12 protein-coding genes are annotated in these 15,913 nt (G+C 62.4%); 8 read left to right on the forward strand and 4 right to left on the reverse strand.

Annotation, left to right across the window (positions count from 1 at the left end; all coding sequences use genetic code 11):
* Positions 1–248: 248 nt before the first annotated feature.
* The gene (locus tag OP494_RS04390) at positions 249–704 is read right to left on the reverse strand and encodes a hypothetical protein (protein WP_280539494.1); all 456 of its coding nucleotides are present in this window, start codon (positions 702–704) and stop codon (positions 249–251) included.
* A gap of 260 nt (positions 705–964) precedes the next feature.
* Between OP494_RS04390 and OP494_RS04395 the strand changes: the two genes are divergently transcribed.
* Together OP494_RS04395 and OP494_RS04400 are read left to right on the forward strand one after the other, a co-directional pair.
* The gene (locus tag OP494_RS04395; protein WP_280539495.1) at positions 965–2,686 is read left to right on the forward strand and encodes a proline--tRNA ligase; all 1,722 of its coding nucleotides are present in this window, start codon (positions 965–967) and stop codon (positions 2,684–2,686) included.
* 268 nt (positions 2,687–2,954) lie between these two features.
* On the forward strand, positions 2,955–4,991 hold the full coding sequence (locus OP494_RS04400) for a sensor domain-containing phosphodiesterase (RefSeq protein WP_280539496.1): 2,037 nt from the start codon (positions 2,955–2,957) through the stop codon (positions 4,989–4,991).
* A 20-nt stretch (positions 4,992–5,011) separates the two neighbouring features.
* On the opposite strand, the gene OP494_RS04405 is transcribed toward OP494_RS04400, so the two are convergent.
* Both OP494_RS04405 and rfaH read right to left on the reverse strand, forming a co-directional pair.
* Positions 5,012–5,518 carry a peptidylprolyl isomerase gene (locus OP494_RS04405; protein ID WP_280539497.1) on the reverse strand — a complete coding sequence of 169 codons (507 nt, stop codon included), beginning with the start codon at positions 5,516–5,518 and terminating at the stop codon, positions 5,012–5,014.
* Positions 5,519–5,553: 35 nt separating this feature from the next.
* Positions 5,554–6,102, reverse strand: a complete 549-nt coding sequence (gene rfaH, locus OP494_RS04410) for a transcription/translation regulatory transformer protein RfaH (RefSeq protein ID WP_280539498.1) — start codon at positions 6,100–6,102, stop codon at positions 5,554–5,556.
* Positions 6,103–6,259: 157 nt separating this feature from the next.
* On the opposite strand from rfaH, the gene OP494_RS04415 reads away from it, so the two are divergent.
* Positions 6,260–7,597 (forward strand): AmpG family muropeptide MFS transporter, encoded by a 1,338-nt coding sequence (locus OP494_RS04415; protein WP_280539499.1) that lies wholly within the window; start codon positions 6,260–6,262, stop codon positions 7,595–7,597.
* A gap of 36 nt (positions 7,598–7,633) precedes the next feature.
* On the opposite strand, the gene OP494_RS04420 is transcribed toward OP494_RS04415, so the two are convergent.
* Positions 7,634–9,439 carry an SEC-C domain-containing protein gene (locus OP494_RS04420; RefSeq protein ID WP_280539500.1) on the reverse strand — a complete coding sequence of 602 codons (1,806 nt, stop codon included), beginning with the start codon at positions 9,437–9,439 and terminating at the stop codon, positions 7,634–7,636.
* Positions 9,440–9,577: 138 nt separating this feature from the next.
* Between OP494_RS04420 and OP494_RS04425 the strand changes: the two genes are divergently transcribed.
* From OP494_RS04425 to OP494_RS04445, 5 genes are all read left to right on the forward strand, one after another.
* Positions 9,578–11,497: a hypothetical protein gene (locus OP494_RS04425; protein ID WP_280539501.1), complete on the forward strand. Its 1,920-nt coding sequence runs from the start codon at positions 9,578–9,580 to the stop codon at positions 11,495–11,497.
* 102 nt (positions 11,498–11,599) lie between these two features.
* Positions 11,600–13,531 (forward strand): DNA topoisomerase III, encoded by a 1,932-nt coding sequence (locus tag OP494_RS04430; RefSeq protein WP_280539502.1) that lies wholly within the window; start codon positions 11,600–11,602, stop codon positions 13,529–13,531.
* Complete coding sequence (locus OP494_RS04435; protein ID WP_280539503.1) at positions 13,531–14,430, forward strand: 2-dehydropantoate 2-reductase; 900 nt, start codon at positions 13,531–13,533, stop codon at positions 14,428–14,430. The genes OP494_RS04430 and OP494_RS04435 overlap by 1 nt, the downstream gene beginning before the upstream one ends.
* A 29-nt stretch (positions 14,431–14,459) precedes the next feature.
* Positions 14,460–14,726 (forward strand): hypothetical protein, encoded by a 267-nt coding sequence (locus OP494_RS04440; RefSeq protein ID WP_280539505.1) that lies wholly within the window; start codon positions 14,460–14,462, stop codon positions 14,724–14,726.
* Entirely contained in the window at positions 14,723–15,895 is a 1,173-nt protein-coding gene (locus OP494_RS04445; RefSeq protein WP_280539506.1) for an FUSC family protein, read from the forward strand. Before OP494_RS04440 ends, OP494_RS04445 begins: the two co-directional genes overlap by 4 nt.
* Positions 15,896–15,913: the final 18 nt, after the last annotated feature.

Genomic DNA, 15,913 nt, shown 5'->3' on the forward strand with positions numbered 1-15,913 from the left:
GATAAGTTTGCCTCGGGTGCTCGGACGGTGCCGCAAATCGAGATGCTTTATATTGTGATGTCATCGTAGACTCCCTGCGTCTGAATCGAGTTTTCAGTATGCGGGAGAGTCTTTTTGATCACAGTTTGATATTCGCGTTTACATGTCTGGTTTTTCTCATGCCGATCACGAATTGCCTCGTATCATGACACTCATCAAAGTCATGTGAGGCAACTCGCACTAGACTGTTTCATCCGCCAACAAAGCCCTTACATCGAGGCAAGGCGCTCTTTATCGTAAGTGCCTGACATGCGCACCAGTGCCAGCGCCTCGTCTCGAGAGGAGACCCGTTCGACGCGTACGAGTTCATCGCTTAGACGCACTGCTCCGCCCGTGCGTTCGGCCAACACCGACTCGAGCGTTTGCGTATCCAATTCGTCCTCGAAATGCAACGTATCCACCTGCGCAGTATCGCGACTCGGCAAGTAGATCGTGCCATTGGAAAAGTCGATGGCGTAGGCGATGACCCCGGGGATGATATAAAACAACAGGCCCACGCCATCGGCTACCGCCACTGCAGGGTCGATACGCCCACTGGGCTGCCCTTTGCGCTCGGGATAGAACACTGTCCCGCACCCTGCCAGCGTCGTGGTGGTAGCCACGATGGTCAGTGCCGCTATCCAGCGGCGAGCCTGGGAGACTTTCCGATCGTGTATGGCACTCATCACTTTATCCTCTTACCCTGTTCACATACATTATTCAAGATCAAGACTAGGGCATCCATAAGCCGGGTATTACACGCGTAAGGATATCGCAAACTTCGCAGCAACGTGAGCCCGCCCTCACCGGGCTCGACGTCCGCTCCGGCGCCCCAATGCGCATCGCTTTTGCCGCGTTTACGCCTTGACCGTACAATATCCCCATTTGCCGCGCCGCTTCAGGGCGACGCGATGTTTAGGCCCCGAATCCAAGGAACCGCTTGTCCATGCGCGCCAGTCAATTATTGATCTCCACCCTCAAGGAAACTCCCGCCGATGCCGACATCGTCAGCCATCAGTTGATGCTGCGTGCGGGCATGATTCGCCGCCTGAGCTCGGGGCTCTATACCTGGCTACCCTTGGGGCTGCGCACGCTTCGCAAGGTCGAGAACATCGTGCGCGAGGAAATGAACCGCGCTGGCGCTCAGGAAGTCCTGATGCCAGCGATCCAACCGGCGGAGTTGTGGCAGGAATCTGGACGCTGGGACCAATACGGCAACCTGCTACTGCGCATTCGTGACCGCCATGATCGTGATTTCTGCTACGGCCCGACGCACGAGGAAGTGATCACCGACCTGGTGCGCAACGAAATACGCTCCTACAAGCAGGTGCCCTCCAACTTCTACCAGATCCAGACCAAGTTCCGTGACGAAACGCGACCGCGCTTCGGCGTGATGCGTGCCCGCGAGTTCATCATGAAGGATGCCTACTCGTTCGATATCGACCAGGCCGGTCTCCAGCGCTCCTACGACGTGATGTACGACGCCTACATGCGCATCTTCACGCGCCTGGGGTTGGATTTCCGCGCCGTGGAAGCCGACAACGGCGACATCGGCGGCACCGGCTCCCACGAGTTTCAGGTGCTGGCCGATTCCGGCGAGGACGCGGTGGTCTTTTCCACGTCGTCAGACTACGCGGCCAACATGGAGAAAGCCGAGGCGCTCCCCGCCCCGCTGGGGGAGACTCCCGAACGCGCCGCGCCCCAGGAAGAACTGCGTCTGGTCGATACGCCTAATGCGCGCACTATCGCCACCTTGGTGGAGCAACATGGCCTGGCCATCGAGAAAACCATCAAGACATTGATGGTGCATGCCGCAGAAGGCGGTCTGGTCGCCTTGCTGGTGCGTGGCGATCACGAACTCAACGAGGTCAAGGCCGAGAACCTACCCGAGGTTGCCGCGCCTCTGACCATGGCCAATGAAGCGGAAATTCGTCAGGCGGTGGGCGCCGGCCCCGGCTCGCTGGGACCAGTCAATCTGGACATGCCGTTGATCATCGATCGCAGCGTGGCGCTGATGAGCGACTTCGGTGCCGGCGCCAACATCGATGGCCAGCACTATTTCGGCATCAACTGGGAACGCGACGTCGCCCTGCCCAAGGTGGCCGACCTGCGCAACGTGGTCGAGGGGGATCCCTCGCCGGACGGTAAAGGCACACTAGCCATCGCACGCGGCATCGAGGTCGGTCACGTCTTCCAGCTAGGCACGAAGTATTCCACGGCGATGAATGCCACCGTGCTCGATGCTAATGGCCAGGCAGTTCCACTGCTGATGGGTTGCTATGGCATTGGCGTCACTCGGGTCGTCGCCGCCGCCATCGAGCAGAGCCACGATGCCGGGGGCATCATCTGGCCGAATGCCATCGCGCCGTTCGAAGTCACGCTCGTACCCATGAACGCGCATAAATCCGAGCGCGTTCGCGAGTATGCCGAAACCCTTTATCAGCAACTCAGCGACGCCGGCGTCGACGTACTCATCGATGATCGCGACCTGCGCCCGGGTGTCAAATTCGCCGATCAGGAACTCACCGGGATTCCGCACCGTGTCGTGATCGGCGAACGCGGACTGGATAACGGCGAGCTGGAGTACAAAGGACGCCGCGATAGTGAAGTCACCATGGTCCCCGTCGATACGATGCTCGATTTCCTGCGTCAACGCCTGACATCCTGATCGACACCGGGGCCTGCCCTGCGCGGCATGCCCCGGACTCCCTTTCCCCCACCTTGGTTCACTGCCAAGATATTGGTCAGAAACCATTCTCAACGCAGTTCGCAGTCCGCGCGTTCTTGGCCATGCATACGCCTTGCGCGTCACATAACAACAATTCGCCCGAGCCCATACGGCAGCTGAACACCGAGGCGCCAAGGGTCTTTGGACATGGCATAGGATGTCGCATGACGACTCATCTTTGCTTCGACAACCACCGGCGGTGCCCCGCATGACGCCCGATACCGCCGGCCAATTACACCGCTTGCGTCAAGAACAACGTCGTAACAGCGTACTTTTCCGCGTGTTTGCGGTAGGCAGCGGGATCGCTATCGTGGCGTCTCTGCTATTCGAACAACATCTATCCTGGTTAATGGCGATCACCATCATGGTGATGCTGATGGGCGCGCTGCTGCGACATCGCATGGCCCAGCAAACACGCCACAACATTGCGCAATGGGAAGCGCTGATGCAGGCACAACAGCGCCAGGCGGCTCAACAGGAAGCTTGGCGGCGCATGCGTGAGCTTCTACAGTGCGATCTCGACGAGGACGCCTTCCTGCGCGCCTTGCTCGACACCACGGCCGAAGTACTGGGGTCGGCGCGCATCAGCCTCTGGTTCCTTGACAGTGAAGATCGCACCTTGACCTGTCGCATGGCTCTCGACCCTGCGCTCAATGGCCTCACACTCTCGCCCCTGGGGCTGGATAACTATCTTGCCTCGCTGGTACAAAACCCTTGCCTGGTCACGCACGATGCACAGCACGATGATCGCTTGAGTGGCCTGGGCAACTATCTGCGTGCCCATAGCATTCACTCCATGCTGGACGTAGGGATCTTCGTCGGCGGTGAGCTGCGCGGGGCAATCTGTTGCGAGTCGACCTACTCGCGCGAATGGCATGGCGATGAAATCACTAGCCTGACGGGATTCGCGGGACTGCTCTCCCAGTTTTCGGAATCCTTGCGCCGTCGCGAGGTAGAGCATGACCTGTATCGCCAGCTCCACCACGACGAAGTCTCGGGACTGGCAACACTGAGAGGACTCCTCGAGCGCCTGCAAGCGTTGACACAACGCGACGAGACATTTCACCTACTGGTGCTGCGGCTGGGCGGTCTCGGCCATATCAACGAGACACTCGGCCAGCAGGCCGGTGATGAAGCGATTCGCCAGGTAGCCGAGAAGCTCAAGGAACGCCTGACCGAGTTGCAAGGCAGCATTCACGTCGGCCGGCTCCCGGCCAATCGCCTGTTGATCGCGATTCCCAGGCAAACGGATGAGTCACTGCGCCGTTACTGCCTGGAGCGGCTTCTTTCACTCAGCGAGAACAGCTGGCGTATCTTCGGCACGCCCAGCCAGCTGCGTTTCAATGCCGGTGTGGCACGCTATCCGCTCGACGCCCAGGATATCGAATCGCTGCTACAACGCGCCGAACTCGCGGTGCAGCACGCACGCGAGACACCACCGCCCCACTTGGCGTTCTACACCAGCCAACTAAGCGATTGGGAACAGCGCCTCAATCGCCTGGAACGCGAACTACGCACGGCGCTCGACGAACACCAGTTTCGTCTATATCTACAAGGCCAGTTCGATCCCGCGGGACGTCTGGCAGGCGCCGAAGTGCTTTTGCGCTGGCAACATCCACGCGAAGGGCTACTGGCACCAGGCAGCTTCATTGCCGAAGCCGAGTACAGCGGCTTGATCCGTCCCATGGGGCAGTGGGTGCTTGACCAGGCCTGCGCCTTGCTCGGCGGCGCGCTACATGGCAGTGAGCTGTCGCTATCGGTCAACGTCTCAGTACAGCAGCTTCATGATGACGCCTTCATGACGCATCTGGCGCAACTGCTCGAGCGCCATGCCTTCGCGCCTCGGCGGCTGATCCTGGAAGTCGTCGAATCGCTCCTCGTCACACCGGGTATCGCCGCCAGGCTCAATGCGCTGCGTGAACTCGGCGTGCGTCTCGCCCTCGACGATTTCGGAACAGGCTATTCGTCGCTGCGCTATCTACAAGATTTTCGCGTCGACGAGATCAAGATCGACAAGGTTTTCGTCGATGCCATCGCACCGCACCGCGATGCACCGTTAGTGCGCTCGATCATCGCACTGGGTAAGGCACTGGAGCTTCGCGTGGTCGCTGAAGGCGTGGAAAACGCGGCACAGCAAGACTATCTAAGCGCACGTGGCATCGACTTTCTGCAAGGCTACTATCTGGCACACCCCGAGCCGGTGGATACATTCTTGCGCCGCATGGAAAAGACGCCGCCAGGATAGATGCCCCCAAGGAGCAGCAGCTATTGCTTGCGGTCCTCGACCTCAGAGGCCGCCACGTCTGCCGCCAATGGATGACCCTTGGCAAGTTCGGCGCGTCTCGCCGGACGGACGTCGAGAATTTCGACACGAAACACGAGGGTCTGCCCCGCCAGCGGATGATTGGCATCCACCGTCACCTGCGTGTCATCCGCCTCGATCAAGGTCACCGTACGCGGCCCATCGGGGCCCTGCGCCTGAAAACGCATGCCCGGTGATAACTCTTCGACGCCGGGAAAGGCCGTGCGCGCCACCGTCTGCACGAGATCGGGCTCATGCGCCCCATAGGCTTGCTCGGGCGTCAGCTTGATCTCGCGGGTATCGCCGCTAAAAAGCCCCTCCAGCGCCGTCTCCAGACCTGGCAGGATATTGGCGTGGCCATGCAGGTATTCGAGCGGCGCCTCGCGTCGACGCGAGTCGTCGAGCACGTGTCCTGCCGAGTCGCACAACGCATAATGCAGGCGAACGACATGTTGCGGCGAGATGGTCATCAAAACTCCTGGTCTTTACAGCATTGAGCGGCGTGTCATGTCGTGCGGCGTAGATCGCCTACCGGTAACTCGAGGCGCTGCTGATGATGCAGCATATTGAGCAGGACGATGGCGCGCTCTTCGCCCTTCTGAGTCTCGAACACGGCCTTGAGCGCCTGAAAGGGGCCTTCGGTGATCTCGACGATCTCACCGGGACGAAAGTAGACATTGCCCGCCTCACGCTCCGTCTCATCGCGCTGGGAACGAGCGATCAGCATCTCGACCAGCGCATCCGGCACGGGCAACGGCTCGTCGCCGAACGCAACCAGCCTCAACACGCCCCGCGTGGAACGTATGGGACGCCAATTGCTGGCCACCCGATCGAGACGAATGAACAAATAGTGGGGGAACAAAGGCTCGGCTATCCAGACCAGCTTGTTGCGGCGCTTCTTCTGTACCTCGAGCAGCGGATGGAAGACACGATAGCCTTGATTGGTCAGATGTTCGCTGGCACGGAAGGATTCACCGCCCTTGCACTGCACCACATACCAGCGCGGGCAGGCGGCCGCGTCGTCGAGCGTGCTTGGATCGAGCTGATCGGTCATGTCCTCTGGCCTTCATCGTCGGGGTATGCCACGGTACGCAACCTGCGTTTTCGACACGCGCCCTGGCGCGGGCCGTTGCCGTGCAAACACGGCATTCTAGCATTGTGCCGGATTCATGTCCGAGCCGCATCGGGCGGCTCGCTCACGGGAGGAACCGATGACTCAAGATGTCGCACACCGCCGCTGGCGCGACGCCTTGGCGGTTTATCTGCAGGCACCGGTCATCACCATGCTGTTTCTCGGTTTCGCCGCCGGCCTACCGTTCCTGCTGGTGTTCTCGACGCTCACGGCGTGGCTACGTGACGCCAGAGTGGATGTCGCTGCCATCGGGTTCTTCTCCTGGATCGGCATTCTTTATTCGATCAAGATCGCCTGGGCACCGGTCGTCGACCGTGTCGCCCTGCCCGGCGTGGGCCGCTGGTTCGGTCAACGCCGCAGTTGGATGCTCTGCGCCCAGTTGACGATCGGCGCGGGACTGCTGGGCTTGGCTACCCTTTCGCCGCCCGCGCATCTCATCCCCATCGCCGGCCTGGCCCTGCTGGTCGCGTTCGGCGCGGCGACGCAGGATATCGTCATCGATGCTTATCGCATCGAGTCCGCCGAGGAAAGCGTGCAGGCGGCCATGGCCTCGACCTATATCATCGGCTATCGCGGCGGGCTGCTCGCCGCTGGCGCAGGGGCGCTTTACATCGCCGACGCGGTCTCTTGGCATGCCGCCTACGCATGCATGGCTGCACTCGTCGGGGTGGGCGTGATCACCACCCTGGTGAGACCGGAACCCCAGCGCTCGACGCTTGGCATCCAACTCGCCAGCGAACCACGCGTGCGCACATTCCTGTACCAGCATCGACACGCGCCTCGGCGCCGGCGACGCTTTGGCGCCTGGGTCATCGGCGCTATCGTCTGCCCCTTCACCGATTTCTTCGCCCGTCACGGACGCACGGCTTTATGGTTCTTGCTGTTCATCGGCCTCTACCGCATCAGCGACCTGGCGATGGCCGCGATGGCCAACCCGCTTTACATCGACTTGGGATTCAGCCTCTCCGAGATTGCCAATGTGACCAAGGTGTTCGGCATCGCCATGAGCATTCTCGGCGGCGTGGCCGGCGGGCTTTTGGTAGTGCGGTTTGGATTGGGACGCATGCTGGTAGTGGGCGCCCTGGCAACCGCCCTTACCAATCTTATGTTCGTGGCCTTGGCCAACGCGGGGCACAGCTTTCCCATGCTGGTTATGACCATCATGGGCGACAACCTCGCCAATGGCCTGGCGAGTACGGTCTTCATCGCCTTTCTCTCGAGTCTGACGTCACGTGCCTACACAGCAACGCAATATGCCTTGTTCTCATCGCTGATGACGCTACCCGGCAAGTTTCTCGGCGGCTTCTCGGGGCTGGTAGTGGATGGCTTCGGCTATACGGGCTTCTTTACCGTCAGCGCAGCCCTGGGCGTACCCGCCGTGCTACTCGCGCTCTGGCTCGCTCGCACTCAGCGCTGAACATGCCCCGAAACTGGCACGCTTTCGCATGTCCTCTCAACGATGAGTGTCCAACCACGCCATGGCGCCCGGTGTCGCCATCCACTGATCGCGCATCAACTGGCGATACTGCCACGCTTCGGCGCGCGTCCCCGGCGCCGGCGCATCGACGGCCAACGCCACCGGCTTCGGCTTCTCGTCGCACAACATCGGCACCAAGTAGGGATTGGCCCGCTGGGCGACGGTTAGTACCTCGTCAGCCTCGTCACGGCGTGACAGACGGTACAAGGCGAGCACACGCGCCATGGTCACGCCGATCATCTCTTCCTCATCGTGCATGCCACTGAGTTCGGCGGCCTCGTCGTCACGCCCTTCGCGTAGCAACTGATCGAGCACCAGCTCGCGCAATCCCAGGTCGTCTTCTTCATCGAGCTTGAGCACCCGCTCGGCGAGATGCCGCGAACGCGTCCGCGCACCGCGCTCCATCCCCACGATCAGCGCCAAGGCGCAGCGCAGCAAGGTGGCATTGTCGGCGTCATCCCAGGCGAAGGGGCCTTGCTGCGTCTCGAGTTGTGACAGCCACGCCTCGAACCGCGCCGCTAGCGGCTCAAAGAAGCTCGCCGCCATCCACGGCAGGCTTCCGAAACGACTGGTCAACGCCAGGCTCAGCGACTGCATCACCGCTGGCGAGCCCAGCCATTCGGGATGAGCACACAAGGCAGGCAGCCACTCGCCGGCATTTTCCCAGGGATCAGACTCGAAACTCAGCGCGGCCTCTTCGTCGATGGTCACCTTGAAATACTCGAACCATGACGCGAAGGCGGTATCCTCACGGGCCGTGGCATGATATTCCACGTGGCCCTCTGGCGTACGCGACAATTGCAGCCGAGGCGGCGCCTCCAAGGTGTCGAGCAAGGCGGCAAGCGCCGCCAACGGCTCGGCCAGGTCTTCCTCGGAGTTGATCATCTGTTCGGCCAGGGTCGCCTCGGGATTGGCGGCCAAATCGGCCAGAAACTGTAACTGGTCGGATTCGAGGTCGGAACGCTTGGAGAGTCGACGCCACCAGAAATGTGCCCGAGCTCGGGCTTCTTCGGGATGGCCTTCGTGCAGCAACAGCATGGACTCGATATAGGCCAGCGTTGGCGAATCGGGCAGCGTTTGCTGGGCCCGCACGAAGGCTTCCCGGGCACTGGCCAAATCGTCGCTGTCGAGATGCATCAAGCATAGGCGCTCGAGCGCTACACCGCGCAGGAAAGTCGGACCACGCTCCAGGACCTCGTCGAGTAACGCCGCCCGCTTGCGATGAAAACCGCGCGACTGATAGAGATCGACGAGAATCTCAAACGCCGGCTCGGCCTGCTCGGGCAAGCGCGACCAGTCACGCTCGCTGGAGAAGAGACTTTCGAGGACCTGCTGGGCACGACCGCGCTGACCGCTTTCGGCGGCAATCAAACCGGCCTCCAGCAGTGCCTGATCCGGCGCCTTGCCACTCCCCAAGGCCGCCTTGAGTGTCTCGCCCGTCCATTCCTTGAGCGATAGCATCCACATCAGGTGCGGAGGGACCGCACCCGGCAGTGTCACCGCACCGCAGCATTGCTTGGTCTTGCGCCCTGAATCGCACCAGCAGGGCTCGTTACGCCCCGGCCACGCCAAGGGTTCGGGATCGAAACCTAGTCGCACCAGCGGCGTCTCGTTCCACAACAAGGGCGCCAAGGCCTGCGCCATGCTCAGGTCACCGCCGACACGCACCACTCCCTCGTCGCGCGCCCAAGTCATCAGCGCCGGATAATGCTCGTTGTCGCGTATCGCCTTCAACGCGCCGCTGGCGTATCCCAGCAATTGTTCCACCCATGCGGCCAGCATCGCGACCCTCCAGAAAAAATCGCCTTATTCTAGCATGTCCGACGAGCGAGCCTCATCCGTCTGCCGCTTGGTGCACCAAAGCCGCTTTTCGGGTATTGTCGCCGCTTGTCCGAACCCTGCCATGTAAGGGATGTCATCGTGCTCCTGCCGTTGCCGTTTCAGCGTAAAGCATCGCCCGCTCAAGAAACCTCCCAGGTCCGCCTCGAACGCGAAGGACGCAACGAAATCCGGCGTATCACCGCAGCCGTCGAGAAGGTGCCCTGGTCCGTCAGTCTGATGCAGATCCTATGGACGGCCGGTCCGGTGACGTTGCTCGGCGCCTGGGGCGGCTACCTGCTGGGATACGGCAAGGCACCGACCACGGAAAACTACGTCTTCTTCATTTCCTACACGGTAATCACCGGCGCTGCGGGGATTCTGGCCAACCTTGGCTACCATCTCACTCAGGGACGCAAGGCCGAGAAGACATCTGGACAGATCGAGCAGGTCATCAAGACCTTGCCCGAACTACTACTGGTCACGCGCGATTTGATCGTCGAAAGCCTCGAGGGCGATGCCCGGCGACGCGAAGCCGCCGCCATGTTGCTGCGCAAGCATGATCTCTCGCCGGAGGGCGTCGAGTTGGCGGCCATCGAACTCCTCGACGATCGCGAAAGCGCACGCCTCATCGGCCAGATCGACGTCTACCGCCGGGTCGGCTTGCACGCCCGCATCCGAGATCTCGTCACCCAATACCGCGACACACTGGAACCTCAGCTCAACGCCCTCTACGACACCGCACCTATCGCCACACACCTGCTGCGTGAGCGCTTCGAAGGCCGTGCCCCTGATCTTCATCAGGGCGTACCGCGCGACGAGAACTTCATCGAGCGCGTCATGGCGGCCATTGAGCAGGACAACGACCTGCTTATGACGCTCCAGGACGTCGAGGAAATGTTGATCCTGGCTTTCGAGTTGATCAGCGGGCGCAAGATTCCGGTGCTCTCGTTCGAGTATCGCGGGCGCTGGCGCCTCGCCCAGGCGTTCGACAACCTGGAAGAGGCACGTGCACGCCAGCGCATCGCGCAAGCGACCGGCCTCTCGCGTCTCAAGGCACTCAACGTCTATCTCGCCGAACAATCCGGCACCCTGGTCGAGGACAGTGCCTCGGGGCTGCGCGCCGAATTGCTTCTTGAGCGCTCGGTCAAGGCAATGGACGCGCTGGCCGAGCAGATCGTGCACCTCGCCCAGGCAGTGGAAGTCGGCCAGGAAGAGCGCAAGCGCGCGTTACGCACCAAGTCGGATATCCTCGCCAATGCCATCCAGCTCTACAAGAGCGTCTCCAGCGCCTACGAACAGGTGGGGCGCAGTCACGCGCAGTTGATCAAGTCGGTGGACCGCTGGGAACGCATCACCGCCAGCTTGTCCGACGACACGACACGTCTGCGCCTGGGGCCGGGGCGAAGGGGGCTGCGCATCCGCGAAAGCACCATCGCGCTGGATGACGAAGCCAAGGCGCGGGTCTGCAAGCATCTCGCCCGCTACTTGAATCAGACGGGCATCACGCCACGCCATCACGAAGCGTGGCGCGGTGCGCACCGTGAGACCCAGCTCAGCGTCGGCGTGGATGCCGCCAAGCGCCTGGCCATCGAGATTTTCCTCGCCCTCGAACCTCACGTGGGGCTGTCGCAACCCGCCACGCAGCGTGCCATCAACAACTCCAACGCCGCCGATTTCGGCCAGATCGAGCCCAACTTGTCGGCGGCCGCCAAAGCCGCGCTGGGTGCCTCAATGGTCCGTGAAGTGGATACCGAGTTATCACGCGCGGCGGAATCGCTGGCGTTGGCCTTGGTGCGTCACTATCGCGTGGAACTCGACCCCGCGGCCATCGAGTTTCTCAAACGCCAATATGGCGCACGTGACAGCACGTTGCAGATGCTCTCCAACATCAACCTGACGGGGCGCGGCGACGCCCGCAACGTCAGTTTTCTCAGTCATCGCCCGCCCGCCGTGGGAACGCCACATCGTGACTGGTATCGCGCCCTGGTGCGTGCGCGGCGCCTCTTCGGACGCCGCTAGTTCTATCTCCGAAAACTGGCTACGTACCGCGCCAATTCGGCCCACGCACCGGGTCGAACGTGGCAGAATAAACGCCATGTTCATGCTGGATCGCCCAATATCATGCGCCTGATCGTCGCCGAAAAACCCAGTCTGGCACGCGCCATCGCCGAGGCCTTGCCCGCCAAGGCGCAACGCCAGGACGGGTATCTCGAATGCGGGGAGACCTGTATCAGTTGGTGCGTTGGGCATCTCCTCGAACAGGCACCCCCCGACGCCTACGACGCACGCTATCAGCAGTGGCGCCTCGACGATTTGCCCATTGTGCCAAAGCAATGGCAACTCATACCGCGCGCCAAAGCCCGGGCGCAGTTGGCCGTGATTCACAAACTCCTCAAGCGTGCCGATAGCGTGGTGCATGCCGGCGATCCGGACCGCGAGGGGCAATTGCTGGTGCAACAGGTCATCGAACGCCTCGGCTGGCGCGGCCCGATGGCGCGACTGTTGATCAGCGACCTCAACCGCCCCGCCGTGCAGCAGGCACTGCAACGCCTCGAGGACAACGCGCGCTATCAATCGCTCTTCGAGGCTGCCGAGGCACGCTCACGCGCCGATTGGCTGTATGGCATCAACCTGTCACGCGCCTGGACCTTGACCGGCCGCCAAGCCGGTTACTCGGGCGTACTCTCGGTGGGACGTGTGCAGACGCCCGTATTAGGACTCATCGTGCGCCGTGACCTGGAGATCGAGCGTTTCGTCTCGCGCCCGTTTTATACGCTGTGGGCGGATCTGTGCGTCGAGCACGGTACGCTACGTGCCTGGTGGCAGCCCCAGCCGCCGCATTCGCTCGACGACCAGGGGCGACTGTTGGCGCGCGAGCCGGCCGAGGCGTTGGCGGCGCGCCTACCCAACGCCGAGGGGCATCTAAGCACCCTGCAAAGCAAGAAGAAGTCCCAGACGGCCCCATTGCCATATTCGCTGTCGGCGTTACAGGTCGATGCTGCGCGCCGTTACAAACTTCCGGCCAAACGGGTGCTGGATATCTGCCAGGCGCTCTACGAGCGTCATCAGCTCATCACCTACCCACGCTCGGATTGTCGCTACCTGCCCGAAGGCCATTTCACCGCGGCCAAGCAGACACTCTCTACCGCCTGTGCCAACGACGACACCCTCGCCGGTTGGCTGCGGGGCGCGGATTTCAGCCGCCGCTCACGCGCCTGGAACGACAAGCAGGTCGGCGCCCACCATGCGCTAGCGCCCACCGGGCGCCCTTTCGACGCGGCCCGCTTATCCAATGATGAGGCCAACGTCTTCCGGCTGATCGCCCGCAATGTCCTGGCGCAATTCTACCCACCGCTGGAAACGCGCGACGTCAAAGCCGAGTTCTCGATCCTCGGGGAGTGCTTTCGCGCCCAGGGCCAAGAGATACTCGTACGCGGGTGGAAACCGCTATTCACGACGCGTGATGAAGCACCGGCGTTGCCCGGGTTGCGCGAAGGCGAAACCGCTCGGGTCCAGGCGTGCGCCGTGGAGGATCGTCAGACGCGCCCGCCGGAGCCGTTCTCCGACGCCAGCCTGATCAAGGCGATGATGAACATCGCCCGCTACGTCGACGATGACACGGTGCGTCGTACCCTGCGCGACACCGACGGTCTGGGGACCGAGGCGACACGCGCCGGCATTCTGGAGACACTCATCACGCGCGGCTACGTGATTCGCCAACAAGGCGCACTGCGTGCCACACGGACCGGGCGCGCGTTGATTCAGGCCTTACCGGACACCGCCACGCGCCCCGAGCGCACGGCCCTCTGGGAGCAGCGCCTAGCCGAAATCGCCGAAGGCAACGCCGACGCCACTGCGTTCCTCGACACGCTGGTGGGCGATGTTCACCAACTGCTGAGTCAGGCGGACGCCGAGCGCATGCGCCAGGCGCTGGCCACGCCGGGCGGCGCCGAGCCCTCACGGCCGGCACGCGGCAAGTCAAACACCGCGCGACGGCGTACCAAGAAGCGCACTTCGTCACGCAAATCCACCACGAAAAAGGGCGAGACTTGATGGACTCATCGCCCACATGGTGGATTCTCGGCGCCGGCGCGCTGGGGCGACTCTTCGCCGCCCGCTTGACGACCACGCTGTCGCTACACTTGATCGGCCGCCGTGCCGCTGACAGCCCACTCCGCTATCACGCCCCTTCCGACGCGACTCATGAAGTGGATGTGGCACGCACCACGCTCGCCACCCAGGCATTGCACACCCACGCTCGCCCTGCACTCGTCGTGCTCGCCACCAAAAGCCATGCCACCCTGTCGGCCGTCGAAGAACTCGCAGCCCATGTCGCTCCCCAAACACCTCTGCTGTCGCTACAGAATGGCTTCAGCATACAGCCTCGGTTAACGGAGACCTGGGCCGGCCCGGTGCTCTGCGCGAGCACCACCGAAGGCGCCTATGTCGAGGGCGACGCCGGTGTCGTGCATGCCGGAACGGGGACCACCTGGGTCGGCGATATCCACAACGCTTGGCCTACCCTGGCGCGTGACAGCGTATATTGGCTCAACCAGGCAGGGTTCAGCGCCCATCACGATGCTGCGATCGTCCAGCGCCTGTGGCACAAGCTCGCCATCAATGCCGCGATCAACCCACTCGTAGCCCGCTACCGGATTCGTAACGGCCAGTTGCGCGATCAGCCTTTTCGCCGCATGGTCGACACCATCATCGACGAGATCGGCCCCTTGCTCGAAGGTGAAAGCATCACCCCGCCACTAGCGGGCTGGCATACGCTCATCTGGGAGGTCATCGCGGCCACGGCCAATAACCGTGCCTCGATGCTGCAAGATGTCCTCGCCGGCCGACCGACCGAGCGCGAGGCCATACTGGGGCCGCTGCTGGTCGCCGCCAAGCGCCAACGACGCACCGCGCCGACACTCGAGGCGTTGTATCATGACACGCCATCATGAAGGCCCGGACCACGACGAACGGAGATTCCATGCGCCACCGCCTCTTCATCACGCTCTTATTGGCTTTCTTGCTCCCCGGGCTCGGCCACGTGTTCCTGCGTCGCTGGGGCTGGGCCGCGCTATGGTTGGGCGGATTCATCGCTCTGATGGCGCTGATGATGATCCCCATTCGCTGGCTAGGCTTCATCTGGTTGCTGCTGCTACTCGTGCTGTGGGCGGCCAGCATGGTGCATGCGGCCACATTGGCGCGCGCTAAAGCTAAAGCATCCACCGGGCACCAACACGGAGCGTCATGACAGTGATGTCGCCCACTCGTCTGCGCGATCCGTACTTCATCTACCGCTACCGCCATCGACTGCACGTCCTGCGTACCTCGCTCGCGTTGGCGATCACCTTCGCCGTCATCCTGACCCTGCAGATCCCGCATGGCAGTTGGGCGCTGGTCAGCACGATGATGGTGATGGGCAATCTGCCGCATATCGGCGGCGTTATCGACAAAGGCGGACAACGCCTTCTGGGCACAGTGCTGGGAGCGATCTGGGGCATCCTGCTGGTGCTGATTCCCGCACCGGCACCATGGGTGGTGCCGGCCTGGACCTTGATTGGCATCGCGGTCGCCACACACACCACGTTCGCCACGCGCTATGGCTATAGCGCGCTGATGTTCGGCGTGACCTTGCTGATGGTGGTGGGTGACGGCCACCAGGATTTGGGGATCGCCCTGTGGCGCGCCTTCGACGTGCTGATCGGGACGAGCATCGGCATCCTCGCGACCTTGTTCATTCTGCCCCAGAAAGCCACCGACCTCTTGCGCTTCCTGCTCGCCGACAACCTCGACAAGCTGGCACGCCTGTATCATGCGCATACCAATGCGACGCAGCATGACGATGTCGATACGCGCCAGTTGCTGAAGAGCACGACGGATCAACTGGTCAAGCAACGCGGCCTGGTGGATGCCATCCACAGCGAGCGCCGCCTGCATCGCGACGACCTGGAACGCATTCTGTCGCTGGAACGACGCATGCTGTCGACGATCGAGCTGCTCCTGGAAACTCACTGGGCCACGCGGGCCGGTCACGACATCATCGCCGAACTCGATGGGTTGCGTGACGAACAGCACCGACTGGCGCGTGCGCTCGGCAGCTTGGCGTTTCAGGTGCGCACGGGGCAAGCCATCGACATCACAGTGGTTGCCTTCGACTTGCAACGCCACGCACAAGCCGCCCTGGAGGCACGCGGCGAAAACGACCGCGCCTTGTTCAGCCCGAGCGGTTACCTGTGGCTCAACCGTGAGCTGGCACGCCTCACGCAGGCACTCATCGACACCTTGCAGACACTCGACCGACTGCCCAGCGCCCGTTTGCGTCGCCGCGCTTCGCGTCACACCCTGATTCGCGATCGCCTGGCGATGCCACTGGATACCCCGCGGAGCGACCCGGAACGCACCGAGGATGACGCACGCTGACGTCAGCCCCGGTGTGCG

Origin of the sequence: Chromohalobacter sp. 11-W (genome assembly GCF_029889905.1) — a bacterium.
GTDB lineage: Bacteria > Pseudomonadota > Gammaproteobacteria > Pseudomonadales > Halomonadaceae > Chromohalobacter.

What these genes read in the sequence shown, in the direction of transcription:
- OP494_RS04430 (WP_280539502.1), top strand. Translation starts at nt 11,600, where the DNA reads ATGCGCCTGATCGTCGCCGAAAAACCCAGTCTGGCACGCGCCATCGCC.
- rfaH (WP_280539498.1), bottom strand. Translation starts at nt 6,102, where the DNA reads ATGACCGATCAGCTCGATCCAAGCACGCTCGACGACGCGGCCGCCTGC.
- OP494_RS04395 (WP_280539495.1), top strand. Translation starts at nt 965, where the DNA reads ATGCGCGCCAGTCAATTATTGATCTCCACCCTCAAGGAAACTCCCGCC.
- OP494_RS04415 (WP_280539499.1), top strand. Translation starts at nt 6,260, where the DNA reads ATGACTCAAGATGTCGCACACCGCCGCTGGCGCGACGCCTTGGCGGTT.
- OP494_RS04440 (WP_280539505.1), top strand. Translation starts at nt 14,460, where the DNA reads ATGCGCCACCGCCTCTTCATCACGCTCTTATTGGCTTTCTTGCTCCCC.
- OP494_RS04400 (WP_280539496.1), top strand. Translation starts at nt 2,955, where the DNA reads ATGACGCCCGATACCGCCGGCCAATTACACCGCTTGCGTCAAGAACAA.
- OP494_RS04435 (WP_280539503.1), top strand. Translation starts at nt 13,531, where the DNA reads ATGGACTCATCGCCCACATGGTGGATTCTCGGCGCCGGCGCGCTGGGG.
- OP494_RS04420 (WP_280539500.1), bottom strand. Translation starts at nt 9,439, where the DNA reads ATGCTGGCCGCATGGGTGGAACAATTGCTGGGATACGCCAGCGGCGCG.
- OP494_RS04390 (WP_280539494.1), bottom strand. Translation starts at nt 704, where the DNA reads ATGAGTGCCATACACGATCGGAAAGTCTCCCAGGCTCGCCGCTGGATA.
- OP494_RS04405 (WP_280539497.1), bottom strand. Translation starts at nt 5,518, where the DNA reads ATGACCATCTCGCCGCAACATGTCGTTCGCCTGCATTATGCGTTGTGC.
- OP494_RS04445 (WP_280539506.1), top strand. Translation starts at nt 14,723, where the DNA reads ATGACAGTGATGTCGCCCACTCGTCTGCGCGATCCGTACTTCATCTAC.